The sequence below is a fragment of the Aeromonas fluvialis genome, from assembly GCF_000819885.1.
GTDB lineage: Bacteria > Pseudomonadota > Gammaproteobacteria > Enterobacterales > Aeromonadaceae > Aeromonas > Aeromonas fluvialis.
In genome coordinates this window covers 1-18,017 of the sequence record NZ_CDBO01000069.1, presented here as the reverse complement: position 1 = coordinate 18,017, position 18,017 = coordinate 1, and the positions used below count along the sequence as shown (strand labels likewise).

Below are 18,017 nucleotides of genomic sequence, written 5' to 3'. Positions count from 1 at the left end.
CCACAATGCGAGTACAGACCGAACACAACCAGATCTGCTGGTACGCCGAAGGGGCCTTTCGCGACCCCTCTCCCCAGTTATTCGATCCTGCCTGGTGGCAGAACAACCGTCAGGTGGTGGGTACCGCCATCGGGCGGGGGGTGACCTGGTTCGTCAAGGATGAATCCCGCCATCTGGTGCTGCGCCACTACTATCGCGGCGGCATGGTGGGCAAGGTGGTGCGGGATCGCTTCTGGTTCGAAGGGGTCGAGTCGAGCCGCGCCATGGCCGAATACACCTTGCTGGCCAAGCTTTGTGAGCTGGGGCTGCCGGTGCCGAGTCCGTTTGGAGCCCGCATGGTCAAACAGGGCCCTTTCTATCGCGCCGATATCCTGATCGAGCGAATTCGCGGTGCCAAGGATATGGTGGCGCTGCTAAAGCAGGGGCCGGTGGCGACCGAGGTGTGGCACAAGATCGGTCAGACGGTGCGTCAGCTGCACGATGTCGGGGTCTATCACGCCGATCTCAACAGCCACAACCTGCTGCTCGATAAAGAGGGCAAGGTGTGGGTGATCGATTTTGACAAGGGGGCGATCCGCTCCCCCGGCGAATGGCAGAAGGCCAATCTGGAACGCTTGCTCCGTTCATTTAATAAGGAGTCTCAAATGCATACTAGTTTCCACTTCGTACCGGAGAACTGGCAGACCTTGATGAACGGGTATCAGAGAAAAGCGATCTGACCCTGTTGCTCGGCGTGAACGCCAATGTTACTTATTGAGCAGGCATTCAGATCCTGTTTCGAGGCGCCCTATGGAAATGCTCAAGACACCTTCGGTCGATGTGACTGCCCGGCTTGATCCGGGTCTGCTGTCTGATGCCATGACTCTGCTGGAGGCGGGGATCTGGAGCTGGTCAGCCCAACATGGATTACAGCGTGATCCCTCCTGCCTGCGCCTGCTCGGGTTGGGCGAGCACTGGTCGGATGATCTCGGCTGGCTGGATCGGGTTCATCCCGACGATGTCTCCCGGCTGGAAGATGCCCTGCTCGCCTGCCAGAGTGGCTGCAGCAGTGGGCTGCGCCTCGAATACCGCATTCTTCATCATCATGGCCACTACATCCGGCTGGAAGAGCGGATGCGCCGCGATGAACGGGGTCATCTGCTGGGGGTCGTCCGTCACCTCGATCCTGTCGCCGTGCTGGTGGAAGAACGGCATGGCACCGATCCGCTGACCGGCTTGGAGAGCCGTGGCCGCTTCGAACAACTGCTTGAAGAGCGGCTGGCGACCGAGAGCGGCAGTTTCAGCCTGTTGCAGTTCTCGGTCGATCACATGGCCAAAATCCAGCTGCTGTTTGGCGAAGCGGCTTACGATGCCATGCTGGCCAAGTTGGCGCGTATCGTGCGCCACGAGCTGAGACGGGAAGATCCCTTCGCGCGCTGGGATGAGGACGGTTTTATCCTGATGCTCTCCCAGACCGAGCGGATGAGTGCGCTGGAGATCGCCGAGCGGCTGCGCCTCGAAATTGCCGATGCCAGCCTGCTGCCACAGCGGCCGGTCACTGTCAGTATCGGGTTGGTGCAGAGTCAGACTGGCGAGCAGCTCGATCATCTGCTGGCCCGGCTGGCCAGCTGTCACGGTCAGGCCAGACGGGAGCACAACACCGTCGTCGGCTGAGAGGGGTCAGGGCTGGTCCCGCTTGTCACGCTGGCAGACCCAGAGTGAGGCCAGCATCAGCAGGCCACCGATGGTCAGCCGGGTCAGATCGGTATCCTTGCCCCAGAGCAGCAGATTGACCAGCAGGCCGGCCGGAATGAGCGCATTGTTCATGATGGCCAGCACCCCGCTGGTGACCAGCGTTGCCCCCTTGTTCCACAGGAAGTAGCCGAGGCCGGAGGCACCCACCCCCAGCCAGCACAAAATGCCCCACTGCAACCCTGACGTCGGATATTGCGGCTTGCCCAGCAGCCACCAGGCGGGCAGTGCAATCACCAGCGCCCCGAGATAGAAGCAGCCGAACACCGCCAGTTGCGGCGGTTGCTCCGCTTCCCGTGCCAGCAGTACCTTGTAGCCCACCTGACCCAGCGCGAAACAGAGGTTGGCCCCCTGCACCACCAGAAATCCCAGCACATAGCTTTCGGTCAGGCCGTCGAAGCGGATGACGGCAGCCCCGAGCACCGCCAGCAGGGCACCCCACAGATAGGTGGGCTTGAAGCGCCCTTCCAGCAGGTCGTGGAGCAGGGTGACGTAGATGGGGGTGAAGATGGTAAAGACCAGCACTTCCGGCACCGTCAGCAGCAGGAAGGAGTGGTAGTAGAAGAGATACATGATGCCGAGCTGGATGGCGCCGAGGGCCATCAGCTTGGCCACCAGATCGGGGCGCAGCCAGCGGCGGCGCAGGAAGGGGAGAAACACCAGACTGGCGAGGGCGACGCGGGTCAGCACCGAGAAGTAGGCATCCACCTGACCGGCGAGATAGACCCCGATCAGGCTGAAGGAGAATGACCAGAGCAGGGTAACCCCTATCAAGTAGTTCATGTGTTTGATTTATCGTCAGTTGTCAATTTTGAAGGGGGCTATGATGGCCGAGATGGAAGCGGCAATCCAGCGTTTATGGGCGCGATTGCCACAGGTCGGAGCATTTAGTTTTACCGCCAGCAATGGCGAGGGGTCGGCGACCGACTGGAATGGCCGGGGCGAGGGGCATGTGCTGGTGACCGATCATCATGGTGGCTGGCTGTTTAGCGAACTGGGCCGCTACACCACGCCTCACGGAAGGGAACTCGCCATGCACAACCGTTTCTGGTGGCAGCGCGGCGAGCAGGGGATCCGCCTCTCCCATCTGCGCTACGAACAGCCGGTATTGCTGTTCGAGCTGCTGGCGCAAGGAGATGGTCGCTGGCTCACCGCTGAACCCCATCTATGCGGGGCGGATCACTACAGTGCCGAGCTGACCGAGAGCGACGATGGTTTTCTGCTGAGCTGGCTGATTACCGGGCCGCGTAAGAATGAGCGACTCAGCTATCGCTATCTGGTCTGACGCCGGCTGGCAGGCATAAAAAAACCGGCGCAGAGCGCCGGTAGCGGGGGACAAATCGGAGGTTTTTTAAAACAGTCCCAAAACAGGAGAGATAGACTCTCGTCACACATTCAGAGATGGACTTCAGGCATTCAGGGCGTAGCTCAGCATGGCTTGCAGCTTGCTATCGAAGAACCAGGGCAGCAGTACCATCAGCAGGCCCATGATCCCGGCCAGCCGCTGGCGATACTGCCAGCCGGCAATCAGTACCAGACCACCGCACAGTGTGGTCAGGATGCCTGACATAGGGAGACCTCGCGCTGCGTGCGACGCTGTTGCGCCCACTGGTTCATGGCGACCGAGCCGAGGATCAGGGCCAGAGCAACACCGGTGGTTGGGTGGATCTGCTCGCCGAGGAACAGGGCACCCAGCATCACGCCGAACAGCGGCACCAGATAGTTGCTGAAGGAGGCGAACGTCGGGCCAGCCTTCTGGATCAGCGCCATATAGAGGAAGTAGACCAGACCGGTACAGAGGGTACCCAGCACGGTAAGCGCGCTCAGGGCCTGGCTGCTCGGCAGGGTCAGGCTGCTGAGATCAACCATGAAGGGGGCGACCAGCAGCAACTGGGTGGCCGAGGATATCAGGATATTGCGGGCAACCACGACCGGATGGTCCTTGGCGAAGCGCTTGATCATCAGCAGGCCGATGGCGAAACAGCTGGCTCCCAGCAGGATGGCCATGGCACCGAGCAGACCGGCGTTCATGCCCTGGGATAGTTTCGGCCAGAACAGGGTGAGTACACCGGCAAAGCCGATGATCACGGAAAGCAGGCCAGTTTTGGTGATTTTTTCACCAGAAATAAACAGCGGTGCAGCCAGAATGGTTACAAACGGGATGCAACCCATGACCACGGCGGCGATGGCGCTATCCACGTACTGCTGGCCCCAGGCGACCATGATGAAGGGGATGGTGGCATCCAGCAGGGCGATCAGCATGTAGGTGCGCCACGGGGTGTGCTCACTCTTGAGTCGCATAAACAGGCAGAGCAGACCCAGGGTTAGACTGCCGCACAAGGCACGACCGGCAGCCACCAGAATGGGGGGCAACTCGGCAACGGCCTGGTGCATGAAAATGAACTGGGAACCCCACAGCAGGCCAATGGCCAGCAATAACAGATAGCTACGCATTTGAATCTCCGATGTATTAAGCCTGCGCATTCTAGGCAATCTGTTACTATGGTAAAAATGAATTGTTGGCATTTAACTATGGCTAATATCGATGGATAGCTCACTCGCCCGCCTCGACCTCAACCTGCTCGCCGTATTCGACATGCTGATGCAGGAGCGCAACGTCACCCGTGCCGCCGAACGGCTGCATCTCTCCCAATCCACCGTCAGTCACGCGTTGGGGCGGCTGCGAGTGGCGCTAGATGATCCGCTGTTCGTGATGAGTCGGCGCGAGATGATGCCGACCGAGCGGGCCAAGGCGCTGGCCGGGCCGGTTCGCCAGGCGCTGGCGATGCTGGAGCAGGGGTTGCGGCAGGCCAAGGGGTTTGATCCCGCTACCGCACGGCGGATTTTCCGTATAGCCACCCCAGGCTCGGTGGAGCATGGGTTGGTGCCGGTGCTGGTGGAGCGGCTCCATCGGCAGGCCCCTCACTGTCGGCTTGAGGTGTGCGAGCTGGCCGACAGCAACTACGAGCGGGAGCTGGAGAAGGGGGAGCTGGATCTGGTGATCGGTTTCGCCGGGGCGAATCATCTCTCACCTCGCTTGTGGCGGGAGGAGTGGTTCAACAACCCGCTGGTCTGCCTGTCGCCGCTCGGCAGCGAATTGCCCGATGTGCTGACTCCGGTCGAGCTGGTGAGCCGTCCCCACATCCACACCTCCAGCTGGGGTCACAGCCAGGCGATGGTGGAGCTCTGGCTGGCTCGCTTCGGGGTGGAGCGGGAGCTGGGGGTCAGGTTACCGAGCTTTATGGCGGTGCCGCCGCTGATGGCGACCGGCCGCTATCTGGTGGTGGTGCCCGAGATGATCGGGCGCCACTTCTGCCGCTACTACCCGCTGCGGATGCACCAGCTCGACCCCGCCATCCCGATCGTCTACCTGATGGCGGGCCACCCGCTGACCGCCCATGACGAGGCGATCGGCTGGTTCAAGAGCCTGCTGCACCAGCTGGTGTTCGACCTCTACGGCGACGATGCGCTCGGTACTCCCGCTCAGCGGATGCTGGCGAAGTAGTCGAGTCCCATGGCGCCTTTCACCTCCGCCAATACCTCATCGGTGATGATGCGGGCCTGCTCGGTGCCCTGATAGAGCAGTTCCAGCAGCATCTTCTTGTCGGCGATGGCGGCCTGACTGACCGGATAGACCAGAAAACCGGCCGGCAGCGTGCGCTCGAACCCTTTCTGCAGGATCTCCGCCTTGACGGTGGGGTTGCGCTCCAGCCGCGCGACGCTGACCAGATTGAGGTAGTAGCAGGTGAGTTCGGCGAGGGCGGGCAGGGCGCTTTGCAGGCAGAAGGTGGTTTTGGCCGGGTCGAGGCCGACCGCCAGATAGTCGGCCATCACCTCCAGCACGTTATCGGTCACCTTGGCCGGATTGTGGCCGTTGTCGGTCAGCGCCTGCAGGTCGGCGATCATCACGAATTGACGGTAGTGGTGCTGGGCGTCGACGCGCTGGCGCAGGGAACCGACATAGTGGCCGATGTGCAGTTTGCCGGTGGGACGATCGCCAGTCAGGATAACGGGGTTGTGCATGTCACTCTCTCCAGTTGGGTGAGCCGGGAGGCGACAAAGGGATAAAACAGTTGACCGCCTCTCGGCGGTCACGGTGTTTTCTTTGGGAAATTTACAATAGAAACGCGGTGCCGCCTGTTTAGCAGCAGTACCACCAGTAGTTGTGATTGAATGCGGTCATGTTCATAGCAAATCAAACTACGCCGGTTTCATCACTTCTGCAAGGGGACGACCAGCAGATCGCACGGCACCGTATTCATCAGCTGACGGGCGCTCGAGGTGAGCAGGCTCCAGAAGCTCTGGCGATGGCCGCACACCAGCAGGTCGATCTGGTACTCCTTGACCGCCTGATTGACCCGCTCGCTCAGATCGCCGCAGATCACCAGCTTCTTCTCGATGGGATAGTCCACCGAGGCCAGAAATGTCTCCAGCTTCTCTTTCGCTTCGGCGATCACCTGATCCTGCACGTTGTCGATATCGATATCGATCATCTCGGTGTAGAGATCCTTGAGGTCCACATCGACATGGATCACCGACAGCTTGGCGCCGTTGGAGCGGGCTCTGTCCACCGCCTTGTCGATCACCTTGCGGTTATCTTCAGAGAGGTCGATCGCGGCCAGAATATGCTTGTAATAGGTTGTTCCACTCATGGGGGTTCTCCTTACCGATCCTTCACTCCACTATACCAATCTCCGCTGAAACTAAAATGGTGTCTCAGGCACAGTTTCGGGATTTAAATGAGTTTAATTTTGTGTGCCGCAGGATGGGTCACTCAGTTATTGATCATTGTTTGCCTATAAATTGAACAGGAGTTTGAAGCCGGTCACACCCCCTGGCTTGCCCATGAAAGGGGAGAGGCATAGGATGGGCCCGTGCTTCGCAATGAACACAAAACAACAAAAAGCATCTGAATACCGCTTTGGGGAGCCACGTGCTCCCTTTTGTTTTTCTGCCTCATTTCTTGCCGCCTTTCTTGCTGCTTTTCTTAAAGATAGGGTCCGGTATCAAGTTAATCTCCCTCGACTTGGTTATGCTGTATCCAGTTTATTTGGCGGCCTTCTCATGATCACCCGCGAATTCAGGTGTGGTGTTGCCAGCAACGGTCGTCCTTCATATCGCTTCGATGTAGTGGAGATTTATTCATGATCATTCGTCCAGAGATTCAGGGTTGTGTTGCCCGCAACTGTCACCCCATCGGCTGTCGTGCCGCCGTGCAGCAGCAGATCGAACGGATCAAGGCCGCTGGCCCGTTCAACGGGCCCAAACGGGTGCTGGTGCTGGGGGCCTCCTCCGGTTTTGGACTGGCGTCACGTATTGCGCTCGCCTTTGGTGCTGGTGCTGACACCATCGGCATCTCCTTCGAGCGCGGCCCCTCCGACAAGGGGATCGGTAGCGCCGGCTGGTACAACAACATCTGGTTTCGTGAGGCTGCGGAGCAAGAGGGGCGCATCGCCATCAACCTGATCGGGGATGCTTTCTCCGGCGGGATGCGCCAGCAGGCCATCGATACCATCCGCCAGCAGCTGGGGCAGGTGGATCTGGTGATCTATTCGCTCGCGAGCGGCATCCGGGTGCTGCCCGACGGCACGCAGGTGCGCTCGGTGCTCAAGACCACCGGCCAGCCGTTCAGCGGTTGGGGGTTGGATCTGGAACGCGATACCTTGGTGCAGCAGTCGCTGGCACCTGCCACGCCGGAGGAGATCCGCGATACCGTCACCGTGATGGGCGGCGAGGATTGGCAGCTCTGGATGCAGGCGTTGCAGCAGGCCGGTTGTCTCGCTCCCGGCGCGCAAACGGTTGCCTACTCCTACATCGGCCCCGAATCCACCTATCCCCTCTATCGGGATGGCACCATCGGTTATGCCAAGGAGCATCTGCACGCCACCGCCGAGACCATCAACCTGCAGCTGGCCGAGATTGGTGGTCACGCCTGGGTATCGGTCTGCAAGGCGCTGGTGACCAAGGCGAGCGCCTATATTCCGGTGTTGCCGGTTTATCTGGGCCTGCTGATGGGGGTGATGAAGGCGCGCGGCGTCCATGAGGGCTGTATCGAGCAGATGCAGCGACTGTTCGCTGCCAAGATGTATGGGCCCAATGGGGTGGTAGCCGATGGCAACCGGCTGATCCGGATGGATGACCATGAGCTCGACCCGGCCATTCAGGCCGCCGTTTCGGCGCTCTGGCCCAAGGTGACACCGGACAATTTCCACGGGCTGGGGGATTTTGCCGGGCTGCGCCAGGATTTCATGCAGCTCAACGGCTTCGAGCTGCCGGGTGTCGATTATGCTGCGCCGGTGGATGTCGCCTCACTTGGCGAGCTGACCCCCTGAGCGGAAAGAAACGGGATCTCCCTCTCGTTGATGGGTTGATTCGCAGCCGGAGTGTGGCGACAATCGATACCACATCACTGAGGAGAAACAAGATGCTGGCCCAAGCCATGATCGAAAAGTTGAACGAGCAGATTAACCTGGAGTTCTACTCCTCCAATCTCTATCTGCAGATGAGCGCCTGGTGCGAGGATAAGGGCTTTGAAGGGGCGGCGACCTTCCTGCGCCAGCACGCGGTTGAGGAACGCCAGCACATGGAGCGCCTGTTCACCTACGTGAGCGAGACCGGCGCCATGCCCAAGCTGGGTGCCATCGATGCCCCTCCCCACGAGTTCAAGTCGCTGGGCGACGTATTCCGTACCACCCTGGAGCACGAGTACCACATCACCAAGTGCATCAATGGGCTGGCCCACGTGGCCTTCACTACTCAGGACTACTCCACCTTCAACTTCCTGCAGTGGTATGTGGCCGAGCAGCACGAAGAGGAGAAGCTGTTCAAGAGCATCGTCGACCGTCTCGGTCTGGTGGGTGAAGATGGCAAGGGCCTCTACTTCATCGACAAAGAGCTGGCCGAACTGGCCAAGGGCGCACCTGCCAGCATCATGGACAGCAACGCCTGATAGTCGTGGACACTTAGTGTTCAGTCAGTACAATAACGGCCCTTTTAAGGGCCGTTGTTTATTCTGGTGTGCAGTCACCGTTGTTATGTCAGCCAGAGGCAATCACGGTTCTGGCCCCGTGCCGTTTCTATTTTGATAAGTGAGTGATGATGAAGCAGGTCGATGTGGTGGTGATTGGGGCCGGTGCGGCCGGATTGATGTGTGCGGCGCAGGCGGGCTACCGTGGCCGCTCCGTGCTGGTGCTCGACAACGCCAAGAAGCCGGGCCGCAAGATCCTCATCAGTGGCGGTGGCCGCTGCAACTTCACCAACCATCAGGCGGGCGCCCACGCCTACCTCTGCGCCAACCCTCACTTCAGCAAGTCGGCGCTGGCCCGCTACACCCAGCAGGATTTCATCGATCTGGTGGACCGTCACGGGGTCAACTATCACGAGCGCACTTTGGGGCAGCTGTTCTGCCTCGAGAGCGCCAAGGATATCGTCGATGTGCTGCTCACCGAGTGCGACTGGGCCGGTGTGACCCTGCAGTTCCAGACCGAAATTCTCAGCGTCAGCAAACAGGACGAGGGCTTCGTGCTGACCACCAGCAAGGGTGAGATCGGCTGTCACTCGCTGGTGGTGGCGACTGGCGGTCTCTCCATGCCCAAGCTGGGGGCGACCCCCTACGGCTTCAAGCTGGCGGAGCAGTTCGGCCTCAAGGTGCTGCCGACCCGCGCCGGTCTGGTGCCCTTTACCCTCCATCAGGCAGAGAAAGAGGCGTTTGCCGATCTGGCGGGCATCAGCCTGCCGGTAGCGGTGACCGCCGAGGATGGCACCAGCTTCAAGGAGGCGATGCTGTTCACCCACCGTGGCCTCTCCGGCCCCGTCATCCTGCAGATCTCCTCCTACTGGCACGCCGGTGAGAAGATCCACATCAATTTGCTGCCGGAGCTGGATATTCCGGCCGCCCTGCGGGAGTGGGCACTGGCGCACCCCGCCCAGGAGCTGAAAACCGTGCTGGGGCGCGAGCTGCCCAAGCGCTTTGTCGACAAGCTGATGGAGCTGTGTCTGCTGGTCAGCAAGCCGATGCGCCAGTACAACGAGCGTGAGCTGGAGGCGATTGCCGATCTGCTGGTGGACTGGCAGATCCTGCCCAACGGCACCGAGGGATATCGCACCGCCGAAGTGACCCTGGGTGGCGTCGATACCAACGAGCTCTCCTCCAAGACCATGGAGGCGCGCAAGGTGCCCGGACTCTATTTCATCGGCGAGGTGGTGGACGTGACAGGCTGGCTCGGTGGCTACAACTTCCAGTGGGCCTGGTCCTCCGGCTGGGTGGCCGGACAGTTCTGTTGATGTCACCGGGGCTGGTTTATCCGGCGCCAGTAGCGGTGGCCTGATAAGCCGCTTTGCCACAGCAAGCAATAACAAAGACCCGGACCAAGCCCGGGTCTTTGTATATCAGATGGTCGATCAGCGCGGTGCTAGCCCCAGCAGCTGGCGGGCCTGACGGCAGGTCTCCTCCACCGTTGGCCAGTCGTCACCGGTTACCGTGATATGGCCCATCTTGCGGCCGGGGCGGGGTTCGCTCTTGCCGTAGAGGTGCAGATGCAGGCCGGGCAACGCCAGCAGGGCGGCCCAGTCGGGGGTGCCGTTCTGCCAGAGATCCCCCAGCAGGTTGATTAACAGGGCGGGGCGCACGGCGATCTGCTCCGGCAGCGGTAGATCGCACAGGGCCCGTACCTGCAACTCGAACTGGCTGCATGCGGCATTGTCGAGACTGGGGTGGCCCGAGTTGTGGGGGCGGGGGGCCAGCTCGTTGACCAGCAGATGCCCTTCCACCAGAAAGAACTCCACCGTCAGCACCCCGATGTAATCGAGGGCAGCGATCAGCCGCTCGGCAATTGCGTTGGCTTCGCGCTCCAGCACCGGCACATTGGCCGGGGAGCGAGTCTGATCGAGAATGCCGCCGCAGTGCCAGTTCTGCACCAGCGGCAGGGCGCTGATGGCGCCACTCGGACTGCGGGCCAGGGTCAGGGCAAACTCCCCCTCCAGTGCCAGCCGTTTCTCCAGCACGCAAGGTACGCCACAGCCGGTTAGCGCGCTCGCCAGCTCATCCAGATTGCTCACCGGCCACTGCCCCTTACCGTCGTACCCTTCGCGGGCAGTCTTGAGAATGGCGGGGAAGAGCTCGCTGGCCTGTGCGGGGATCGGTTCCCCCGCCTGCAGTGCCAGAGAGGGGGCTACCGGGATGTTGGCTCCGCGCAGAAAGGCTTTCTCCTCGCGGCGATCCTGACAGATGCGCACCGCGCTGGCGGCCGGGCGCACCGGCTGGCGCTGCTCCAGCAGCGCGAGGGTGGCGGCGGGCACGTTCTCGAACTCGCAGCTGATAGCGGCGCAGCGGCTGGTCAGATCGTGCAGGGCGGCGGTGTCGTCATAGGGGGCGACAATATGGTGATCGGCGGCGGCCCCGGCGATGCTGGCGGGATCGGGATCCAGTACCACCACCTTGTAGCCGAGGCGGTGGGCGGCCATCACGAAGTAGCGGCCAAGCTGGCCGCCCCCCAGCATGCCGAGGGTAGCGGGGGGCGCTATCATGCCGGCTCCTCCAGTTGCAGCGCCAGCACCCGGTCGCGCTCACGGGTGCGGAAGTCGTTGAGCTGCTGCCGGTAGCGGGGGGCGTCGTCATCCCGGGCAACGGAGAGCAGGGAGACCGCGAACAGGGCGGCGTTGGCAGCCCCAGCTTCACCGATGGCGAAGGTGGCAACCGGCACCCCCTTGGGCATCTGCACGATGGAAAGCAGGGAGTCCATCCCCTTGAGATGGCGGGAGGGGATGGGTACCCCCAGCACCGGCAGCGTGGTCTTGGCGGCGACCATGCCCGGCAGGTGGGCTGCGCCACCGGCTCCGGCGATGATGGCGCGCAGGCCGCGTTCGCGGGCAGTGGCGGCATACTCGAACAGCAGGTCCGGGGTGCGATGGGCCGAGACCACCTGCGCTTCGTAGGGCACGCCGTGCTCCTTGAGGATGCGGGCGGCAGCCTGCAGCACGTGCCAGTCGGAGTCGGAGCCCATTACCAGGCCGATCAGGGGAGGGGTGTTCATCTTTTCTGGTTCCTTGCTGTTAAACGTTTGCTTTTGGTGGGCAAAAAGAGCCGGCAAGCCGGCTCAGAATTTCTCGGGTCGCACGATGTCGACCGGTTGCAGAAAGGCGATCATGGCGTAGTCGGGGTAGTAGCGACTCTGCAGGTGGGCCAGCAGCCGTTCAGCCTGTTCGCGGCTGCAGATCGCCTCCAGCCGGATGTTGCCGCTCTCGCTCCAGCTGGCGTTGCGCTCACCATGATCGCCACGACCGCGGGCATCTGTGATGGTGTAGCCGCGCAGCCCCTCGCGGGTGAGGGTGCGCAGCAAGGTGGGCTCCAGATTTGCTTCGGTGATGACGGTGAGCAGGGTGCGGGTCTCGGTCTGCATGTGGCTACTCCGTGAAGTGGCGGGCCCAGCTGTGATAGAGCGGGATCCCCAGCATGATGTTGAACGGGAAGGTGATCCCCAGCACGGCGCTGAGGGACAACCCCGGATTGGCCTGGGGCACGGCGATGCGCATGGTGGCTGGCACGGCAATATAGGAGGCGCTGGCTGTCAGAGTGGCCAGCAGGGTCAGGCCACCGAGGGAGAGCCCCATCAGCTGGCCAACTGCTAGCCCCAGTCCCGCTGAAGCGAGCGGCATCAAGAGGGCAAAGCCGAGCAGGAAGAAGCCATGCTTGCGCAAGTCCTGACACTGGCGGGCGACGATGAGACCCATCTCCAGCAGGAACAGCGCCAGCGCTCCCTTGAACAGGTCGACAAACAGCGGCTTGAGCGGGGCAATCCCGTTCGGCCCAGCCAGATAGCCGATGGCCATGCCGCCAATGAGCAGGGTGACCCCTTTGCCGAGGAAGGTCTCGTGGGCCAGCATGCGCCAGTGGGTTTCGCGGCTGACGCCGCGGGCCAGCACTATGCCCACCAGAATGGCCGGGATCTCCATCACCGCCAGGAAGATGGAGAGCTGGGACTCGAAGCTGATGCCCCGTTCGGTGAGCCAGTTTACCCCGACTGCGAAGGTGGCGACGCTGACCGAGCCGTAGTGGGCGGCAGTGGCGGCGGCATCGACCCGGTTCATCTTGAGGCGCAGCACGGCAAAGCCGAGCAGGGTCTGCACCACGCCGAGCAGGATCACCAGTGCCAGCTGTGGCAGCAGGGGTAGCAAGGATTGCTGGGCCAGCCCAACGCCGCCCTTGAGGCCGATGGCCAGCAGCAAAAAGAGGGAGAGGGTGTCGTAGAGGGCGGGCGGCAATTTAAGCTCGGAGCGCACCAGACCGGCCAGCAGACCAAACAGAAAGAAGAGTACAACGACGTCCAGCATGATGGTTCGCAGGGCTGTTCAGATAATGGTTGCATGCTAGAGCCCGCAATGTTTCGATAAAATCAGATTCTCGCTGATAATTGTTCGGTTAAAACTGATAAGGAACGGCATGCTCAACTACAAACAGCTCTACTACTTCTGGCATGTGGCGCGTAGCGGCAGTGTGACGCAGGCCGCCGAACAGCTGCATCTCACGCCGCAGACCATCAGCGGTCAGGTTGCAGAGCTGGAGCAGTCCCTAGGTGTGGCGCTATTCAACCGGGTGGGGCGGCGTCTGGTGCTGACCGCCGCTGGGCGGCAGGCGCAGGAGCAGGCGGGGGCGATTTTCTCGCTCGGCGCTGAGCTGGAGCACACTCTGCGTCACGCCAGTCAGGAGCTGACCATGCAGGTGGGGATCGCCGATTCGGTACCCCGCACCCTGGCGTTCGAGCTGCTGGCCCCCGCCATGGCGCTGGCGACTCCGCTGCGGTTGGTGTGTCACGAGGAGCGGGCCGAGCAGCTGTTCAGCGAGCTGGCCCGCCACAAGCTCGACATGGTGCTGATCGATCGCCCGCTCCCTCCCGACAGCGGCGTGCGCGGCTACAACCACGATCTGGGGCGCAGCCCGCTGGCGCTCTTTGCCAGCCCGGAGCTGGCGGTGCGGGCGCGGGACGGCTTTCCCGCCTCGCTGGAGGGGTTGCCTTTGCTGATCCCCGGAGAGAAGTCGGCTACCCACGATCGGCTGCTGGAGTGGTATCGCCAGCAGGGCATTCATCCCCATCTGGTGGGGCAGTTTGATGACTCCACCCTGATGAAGTCGTTCGGCAAGGCGGGGATGGGGATCTTCCCGGCACCGCTGGCAATGGCTGACGAGATTGGCCGCCTCTACGGGGTGGAGCGGATCGCGACTCTGACCGATGTTACCCTCTCGTACTATCTGGTCTCGGCGGGGCGCCATCTCTCCCATCCCGGGGTACAGGCGGTGATGGAGGGTGCCCAGCAGCGGCTGGCGGCGCTGGTTGGCAACAAATAGAAATCTGGATGGCTATACATCCAGCTTGGCTCTGCCTATAATCCTTCCGCTTTGGCGCATCATGCTTAATAGGGAATCCGGTGAAAATCCGGAGCTGGCGCGCAGCGGTAAGGGGGAACGAAGCGACATCAGGGCACTGCCATCGGGTGGGAAGCCGTCGCTGTAGGCCATCAGCCCCCCAGCCCGAAGACCTGCCAAAGTTCGTATTTCGGGCCGAGAGAAACCGGCCACGAAGTAGATGCTTACGCGAACTTAAGGATCTCTCATGTCGAAGAAATTTCTGGCGGCTGCCCTGTTGCCGACGGCGGCGTTTGCCCAGCAGTTGACCATTCCCGTCAATCCTACCCTGGTGATCACCGCTAATCGGGTGGAACAACCCATCAGCTCGGTACTGGCACCCGTTGTGGTGCTCGATCGCGCCGAGATCGAATCCCGTCAGGTGCAGAGCCTGCCCGCGCTGTTGAAGACGTTGCCAGGTGTGCAGATCACCACGCTAGGTGGGCGAGGGCACATGAGCAGCCTGTTCATCCGCGGTACCAACTCCAACCATTCGCTGGTGCTGATGAATGGACGCCCCATTGCCGCCATGGTGGCCGGCACGCCAGACCTCAGCCAAACTCCGCTTGGCAACATAGAGCGCATCGAGTACATCCGTGGCCCGCGGGCTGCTGTCTATGGCGCAGATGCTATCGGTGGCGTCATCAACCTCATCACCAAAACTTCCGCCAAGAATGGCAACGAGACTCATCTGAGGGGTGGCGTGGGCAGCAATGGTTACGGTCAGGGTCAGATGCGTACCGTGCAGGCCCTGGGTCAGCAGACCGACATGAATATGATGATCGGCTACGAGCGTACCGATGGTTTCGATGTGGTGGCCAATGCCCAGCAGCCGGATCGGGATGGCTTCGACAGTCTGAACGGCCAGTTCGGGCTGAATCATGCGTTCAATGATGCCTGGAGTGCGGACTTCAACACCCAGGGTTATGACAACCAGACCGAGATGGATGATGCCTATCAGTCGGCTGACCAGAGCCGGGTACAGGCCTTCCAGTATGATGGCGGTCTCAAGTTCCAGAGCGAGACGCTGACCAGCCGGCTTGAGGCCAGCTATGGCGAGAACAAGCTGAAGAGCTGGCTGGAGAGCAAGGGGGAATCCAGCGCCCAGCCGATCCACACCGGCTTGACCCGCTTCTCCTGGATCAACAGCTGGAGCGGCGTCGAGGGGCTCAACCTGACCGGTGGTGCCGACTGGCAGCAGGAGCAGTTGAAATCCGACTCGCGCAGCTCTGGTCAGACGTTCAATGCCCCCGACCGAGACAGCACAGGTCTGTTTGCGGTGGGTAGCTACCGCTGGCAGGCCCTGCTGTGGGAGCTTTCTGGCCGTACCGATGACAACAAGCAGTATGGCCGTCACAACACCTGGTCTGCCGCCAGCGGGCTGGACATAGATGACAACCACAATGTACGGCTGAGTTATGGCACCGGCTTCAAGGCGCCGACCTTCCTTGACCTCTACTATCCCGGTTATGAGAATCCGGATCTGAAGCCGGAAGAGAGCAAGAACCTGGAGCTGGGCTTTGCGGGTCGTTATACCGATTGGGACTGGTCGCTTAACCTCTATCGCAACAAGATCAAGAACCTGATTGCCTGTCAGAGTGCGTTCTCCACCTGCAAGCCGGACAACACGGATGCCGAGATCCGTGGCGTGGAAGTGGCGCTGGGTCTGGAAACCGGTCCGCTCCATCATGACCTGAGCTTCGATTACACCCGGGCCGAAGACAAGAACGATGGAGATCAGCAACTGCTGCGCCGCGCCAAGCAGAAAGCCAGCTGGCTGACCCAGGTGCAGCTGGGCCCGGTCGATCTCTCCACCGAGCTGCTCTATGTGGGCAAGCGGGATGACAAGAACTTCAGCAACTTCCCTGCAGAGCGGGTGGAACTGGGTTCCTACACCCTGGTCAATCTGGGGGCCAGCTATGGGGTAACGCCTCAGCTCACTCTGGGTGGCCGCATCGACAACCTGTTTGATCGTGACTATGCCCCGGCCTATGGCTATGCATCGGCGGGTACCGAGTTCAAGTTGACGGCGGATTACCGTCTCTGATCGCCAGCGCTGCTCTATATAGAAGAGAAAAAGCGAGGCCCTGCCATTGTCAGGGCCTTTTCTATTGGCGGCAGGCGGGAGTATGATCGCCGCCTTGCACCAAAGGGGGGCTCAAGTGGCCAATATTCTCGTGTTTGATTCCGGTATGGGTGGCCTGACCATCTACCGCGAGATCCGCCGTGCTCTGCCGGCACACAACTATTTTTACTGCTTCGACAATGCCAACTTCCCTTATGGCGAATTGAGCGAGCCCGCCCTGATTACTGCCTGCTCCCTACTGGTGACCACCATGGTGGCCCGTCATCATATTGATCTGGTGGTGATTGCCTGCAACACGGCCAGCACCATCGCACTGCCGGCCCTGCGTGAGGCACTGGATATTCCCGTGGTGGGGGTTGTGCCAGCCATCAAGCCCGCCGCCGCACAGACTCGCAACGGCTGCATCGGTCTGCTGGCTACACCGGGCACGGTGAGTCGCGACTATACCCACGAACTGATCGCCCAGTTTGCTCCCGGCAAGTGGGTGCTGCTCAAGGGGACCACAGAGCTGGTAATAGAAGCAGAACACAAACTCGCTGGCTTGCCGGTCAACATGGCGCTGTTGCGTGAAGTGCTGGCCGACTGGCTTGAGGGGGAAGTACAGCCGGATACGCTGGTGCTCGGCTGCACCCACTTCCCGCTACTTAATGAAGAGATTGGCCAGCTGATGCCACAATGCCGGCTCATCGACTCGGGCAGCGCTGTCGCCAAACGGGTGAGCTGGTTGCTGGCCAATGGAGGGCATGTCGCCGCGCTGCCTGTTCAGGCTGATGAGGTGATTGCTCGGGCTTACTGTACCCGGCTGGATGGGGAGGCCCAAAAACTGAGAGCCCCCTTGCAAGCATGGGGGCTCTCATCACTGGAAGAGGTAAGGTACTGACGAGCGGTTAGGCCTCCGCTTCGCTACCTTCCCTTTCCTCTTTATCGCGCTTGTCATTCGCTTCACGCACCTTGAGGGTGCGCTGCTGATACTCTTTATCATTCAAAGCCGCAATTGCCTTGGCGGCATCGGCGGCTGGCATCTCCACGAAACCGAAGCCTCTGCGTTTGCCAGTTGCCTTGTCCTTCATCAATCGCACGGAAATGACCTGGCCCTGTTCGGCAAACAACTCGCGCACGGCAATCTCGTTGGCGCGATAGGGCAGGTTGCCTACATATAAGGTGCAGGTCTCCTGATTGGCGATCGACTCGGCGACCGTCGCCGGGGTTCGCTTCAGGAGCAGCGGTACCACGAAACCGCCGATGGCCAGACCTACTGCAAAAATCACTTCCGCTTTCAAAGAGAGCTGCAGGGCCTGGGCAACCAGGTAGCCAACCACTGCCAATACCAAAGCAAGGATTGCGGCCTGCATATATACGGGAAACTTGGATAAATTCATCTTAAAAGACCTTTTGTAAATGAAAGCAAAAAAGGTGCAACACTATATTCACCTCCATGGTAACCAGCTTTCCTGATTAGCGCTACCATGGGCCACTCGGGAGAGGTTATCGGCTCCAGTATGGCATTCCCAAGGCCACTAAAGGCCAGATAAATGACGCTAAAAAGAGAGTGATACAACTGGATTGTGGATAACATTGTATATATACACTGAATAAGCTGTTTCTAATTGAATGATTTGAAGTTTTCGTGATTTTCTTCAAAAAAAGTATTGTCATCCCGGCGCGGCTCCCTATAATGCGCCCCTACCAGCACGGCGGAACACGCCGAACTGATGAGCCAGCCTCCTGATGAGGTGGGCGCCGAAAGAAAAGCGAAAACAATCGCTTGACTCTCGAAGTGAGGAGCGTATTATACGCCACCTC

At 60.8% G+C, this 18,017-nt stretch carries 19 protein-coding genes, 1 pseudogene and 1 riboswitch; of the genes and pseudogenes, 10 read left to right on the top strand and 10 right to left on the bottom strand.

Annotated elements, in window-relative coordinates:
* Positions 1-5 precede the first annotated feature (5 nt).
* Positions 6-719 carry a 3-deoxy-D-manno-octulosonic acid kinase gene (locus BN1125_RS15325; protein ID WP_042013302.1) on the top strand — a complete coding sequence of 238 codons (714 nt, stop codon included), beginning with the start codon at positions 6-8 and terminating at the stop codon, positions 717-719.
* A gap of 70 nt (positions 720-789) precedes the next feature.
* Positions 790-1,653 (top strand): GGDEF domain-containing protein, encoded by an 864-nt coding sequence (locus BN1125_RS15320; RefSeq protein WP_042013301.1) that lies wholly within the window; start codon positions 790-792, stop codon positions 1,651-1,653.
* 6 nt (positions 1,654-1,659) lie between these two features.
* Here BN1125_RS15320 and BN1125_RS15315 read toward each other — a convergent pair whose 3' ends face one another.
* Positions 1,660-2,514, bottom strand: coding sequence for a carboxylate/amino acid/amine transporter (locus BN1125_RS15315; RefSeq protein ID WP_042013300.1), 855 nt, complete (start codon positions 2,512-2,514; stop codon positions 1,660-1,662).
* A 43-nt stretch (positions 2,515-2,557) separates the two neighbouring features.
* Between BN1125_RS15315 and BN1125_RS15310 the strand changes: the two genes are divergently transcribed.
* Positions 2,558-3,016 (top strand): DUF6314 family protein, encoded by a 459-nt coding sequence (locus BN1125_RS15310; RefSeq protein ID WP_042013298.1) that lies wholly within the window; start codon positions 2,558-2,560, stop codon positions 3,014-3,016.
* Between the two features lie 123 nt (positions 3,017-3,139).
* Here the strand turns inward: BN1125_RS15310 and BN1125_RS19155 are convergent, their stop codons facing one another.
* Positions 3,140-3,301, bottom strand: a complete 162-nt coding sequence (locus BN1125_RS19155) for a hypothetical protein (RefSeq protein ID WP_111808873.1) — start codon at positions 3,299-3,301, stop codon at positions 3,140-3,142.
* Positions 3,286-4,185, bottom strand: a complete 900-nt coding sequence (locus BN1125_RS15305) for a DMT family transporter (RefSeq protein WP_042013296.1) — start codon at positions 4,183-4,185, stop codon at positions 3,286-3,288. Before BN1125_RS15305 ends, BN1125_RS19155 begins: the two co-directional genes overlap by 16 nt.
* A gap of 91 nt (positions 4,186-4,276) precedes the next feature.
* Between BN1125_RS15305 and BN1125_RS15300 the strand changes: the two genes are divergently transcribed.
* Complete coding sequence (locus tag BN1125_RS15300; protein ID WP_005339232.1) at positions 4,277-5,236, top strand: LysR family transcriptional regulator; 960 nt, start codon at positions 4,277-4,279, stop codon at positions 5,234-5,236.
* A 107-nt stretch (positions 5,237-5,343) separates the two neighbouring features.
* On the opposite strand, the pseudogene BN1125_RS15295 reads toward BN1125_RS15300, so the two are convergent.
* Positions 5,344-5,754: pseudogene (locus tag BN1125_RS15295) on the bottom strand (tryptophan--tRNA ligase); the annotation flags it as partial.
* Positions 5,755-5,945: 191 nt separating this feature from the next.
* Entirely contained in the window at positions 5,946-6,383 is a 438-nt protein-coding gene (locus BN1125_RS15290; RefSeq protein ID WP_042013294.1) for a universal stress protein, read from the bottom strand.
* A 492-nt stretch (positions 6,384-6,875) separates the two neighbouring features.
* On the opposite strand from BN1125_RS15290, the gene fabV reads away from it, so the two are divergent.
* The 3 genes from fabV to BN1125_RS15275 all read left to right on the top strand — a co-directional run bounded on the left by fabV (position 6,876) and on the right by BN1125_RS15275 (position 10,014).
* Positions 6,876-8,063: an enoyl-ACP reductase FabV gene (fabV, locus tag BN1125_RS15285; RefSeq protein ID WP_042013292.1), complete on the top strand. Its 1,188-nt coding sequence runs from the start codon at positions 6,876-6,878 to the stop codon at positions 8,061-8,063.
* Between the two features lie 92 nt (positions 8,064-8,155).
* Complete coding sequence (gene ftnA, locus BN1125_RS15280) at positions 8,156-8,680, top strand: non-heme ferritin (protein WP_005339225.1); 525 nt, start codon at positions 8,156-8,158, stop codon at positions 8,678-8,680.
* 149 nt (positions 8,681-8,829) lie between these two features.
* Positions 8,830-10,014, top strand: a complete 1,185-nt coding sequence (locus BN1125_RS15275; protein WP_084202327.1) for a BaiN/RdsA family NAD(P)/FAD-dependent oxidoreductase — start codon at positions 8,830-8,832, stop codon at positions 10,012-10,014.
* A 117-nt stretch (positions 10,015-10,131) separates the two neighbouring features.
* Here the strand turns inward: BN1125_RS15275 and BN1125_RS15270 are convergent, their stop codons facing one another.
* The 4 genes from BN1125_RS15270 to BN1125_RS15255 all read right to left on the bottom strand — a co-directional run bounded on the left by BN1125_RS15270 (position 10,132) and on the right by BN1125_RS15255 (position 13,059).
* The gene (locus tag BN1125_RS15270; RefSeq protein WP_042013290.1) at positions 10,132-11,256 is read right to left on the bottom strand and encodes a 5-(carboxyamino)imidazole ribonucleotide synthase; all 1,125 of its coding nucleotides are present in this window, start codon (positions 11,254-11,256) and stop codon (positions 10,132-10,134) included.
* The gene (gene purE / locus BN1125_RS15265) at positions 11,253-11,762 is read right to left on the bottom strand and encodes a 5-(carboxyamino)imidazole ribonucleotide mutase (RefSeq protein ID WP_042013289.1); all 510 of its coding nucleotides are present in this window, start codon (positions 11,760-11,762) and stop codon (positions 11,253-11,255) included. Before purE ends, BN1125_RS15270 begins: the two co-directional genes overlap by 4 nt.
* A gap of 63 nt (positions 11,763-11,825) precedes the next feature.
* Entirely contained in the window at positions 11,826-12,128 is a 303-nt protein-coding gene (locus BN1125_RS15260) for a P-II family nitrogen regulator (RefSeq protein WP_042013288.1), read from the bottom strand.
* A 4-nt stretch (positions 12,129-12,132) separates the two neighbouring features.
* On the bottom strand, positions 12,133-13,059 hold the full coding sequence (locus tag BN1125_RS15255; RefSeq protein ID WP_042013287.1) for a sodium-dependent bicarbonate transport family permease: 927 nt from the start codon (positions 13,057-13,059) through the stop codon (positions 12,133-12,135).
* A gap of 109 nt (positions 13,060-13,168) precedes the next feature.
* On the opposite strand from BN1125_RS15255, the gene BN1125_RS15250 reads away from it, so the two are divergent.
* The 3 genes from BN1125_RS15250 to murI all read left to right on the top strand — a co-directional run bounded on the left by BN1125_RS15250 (position 13,169) and on the right by murI (position 17,094).
* Positions 13,169-14,071, top strand: a complete 903-nt coding sequence (locus BN1125_RS15250; RefSeq protein WP_042013286.1) for a LysR family transcriptional regulator — start codon at positions 13,169-13,171, stop codon at positions 14,069-14,071.
* A 35-nt stretch (positions 14,072-14,106) separates the two neighbouring features.
* Positions 14,107-14,284: riboswitch (cobalamin riboswitch) on the top strand.
* Between the two features lie 52 nt (positions 14,285-14,336).
* Entirely contained in the window at positions 14,337-16,175 is a 1,839-nt protein-coding gene (locus tag BN1125_RS15245; protein WP_042013285.1) for a TonB-dependent receptor domain-containing protein, read from the top strand.
* A 115-nt stretch (positions 16,176-16,290) separates the two neighbouring features.
* The gene (murI, locus tag BN1125_RS15240; RefSeq protein ID WP_042013378.1) at positions 16,291-17,094 is read left to right on the top strand and encodes a glutamate racemase; all 804 of its coding nucleotides are present in this window, start codon (positions 16,291-16,293) and stop codon (positions 17,092-17,094) included.
* Between the two features lie 7 nt (positions 17,095-17,101).
* Here murI and BN1125_RS15235 read toward each other — a convergent pair whose 3' ends face one another.
* Positions 17,102-17,593 carry an RNA recognition motif domain-containing protein gene (locus tag BN1125_RS15235; RefSeq protein WP_042013284.1) on the bottom strand — a complete coding sequence of 164 codons (492 nt, stop codon included), beginning with the start codon at positions 17,591-17,593 and terminating at the stop codon, positions 17,102-17,104.
* Positions 17,594-18,017 lie beyond the last annotated feature (424 nt).

Bases quoted from the DNA above. Each gene is read 5' to 3' on its own strand.
- purE (WP_042013289.1), bottom strand. From the start codon at position 11,762: ATGAACACCCCTCCCCTGATCGGCCTGGTAATGGGCTCCGACTCCGAC.
- BN1125_RS15250 (WP_042013286.1), top strand. From the start codon at position 13,169: ATGCTCAACTACAAACAGCTCTACTACTTCTGGCATGTGGCGCGTAGC.
- BN1125_RS15255 (WP_042013287.1), bottom strand. From the start codon at position 13,059: ATGCTGGACGTCGTTGTACTCTTCTTTCTGTTTGGTCTGCTGGCCGGT.
- BN1125_RS15310 (WP_042013298.1), top strand. From the start codon at position 2,558: ATGGCCGAGATGGAAGCGGCAATCCAGCGTTTATGGGCGCGATTGCCA.
- BN1125_RS15270 (WP_042013290.1), bottom strand. From the start codon at position 11,256: ATGATAGCGCCCCCCGCTACCCTCGGCATGCTGGGGGGCGGCCAGCTT.
- fabV (WP_042013292.1), top strand. From the start codon at position 6,876: ATGATCATTCGTCCAGAGATTCAGGGTTGTGTTGCCCGCAACTGTCAC.
- ftnA (WP_005339225.1), top strand. From the start codon at position 8,156: ATGCTGGCCCAAGCCATGATCGAAAAGTTGAACGAGCAGATTAACCTG.
- BN1125_RS15325 (WP_042013302.1), top strand. From the start codon at position 6: ATGCGAGTACAGACCGAACACAACCAGATCTGCTGGTACGCCGAAGGG.
- BN1125_RS19155 (WP_111808873.1), bottom strand. From the start codon at position 3,301: ATGTCAGGCATCCTGACCACACTGTGCGGTGGTCTGGTACTGATTGCC.
- BN1125_RS15305 (WP_042013296.1), bottom strand. From the start codon at position 4,185: ATGCGTAGCTATCTGTTATTGCTGGCCATTGGCCTGCTGTGGGGTTCC.
- BN1125_RS15245 (WP_042013285.1), top strand. From the start codon at position 14,337: ATGTCGAAGAAATTTCTGGCGGCTGCCCTGTTGCCGACGGCGGCGTTT.
- BN1125_RS15290 (WP_042013294.1), bottom strand. From the start codon at position 6,383: ATGAGTGGAACAACCTATTACAAGCATATTCTGGCCGCGATCGACCTC.
- BN1125_RS15315 (WP_042013300.1), bottom strand. From the start codon at position 2,514: ATGAACTACTTGATAGGGGTTACCCTGCTCTGGTCATTCTCCTTCAGC.
- BN1125_RS15275 (WP_084202327.1), top strand. From the start codon at position 8,830: ATGAAGCAGGTCGATGTGGTGGTGATTGGGGCCGGTGCGGCCGGATTG.
- BN1125_RS15300 (WP_005339232.1), top strand. From the start codon at position 4,277: ATGGATAGCTCACTCGCCCGCCTCGACCTCAACCTGCTCGCCGTATTC.
- BN1125_RS15235 (WP_042013284.1), bottom strand. From the start codon at position 17,593: ATGAATTTATCCAAGTTTCCCGTATATATGCAGGCCGCAATCCTTGCT.
- BN1125_RS15260 (WP_042013288.1), bottom strand. From the start codon at position 12,128: ATGCAGACCGAGACCCGCACCCTGCTCACCGTCATCACCGAAGCAAAT.
- BN1125_RS15320 (WP_042013301.1), top strand. From the start codon at position 790: ATGGAAATGCTCAAGACACCTTCGGTCGATGTGACTGCCCGGCTTGAT.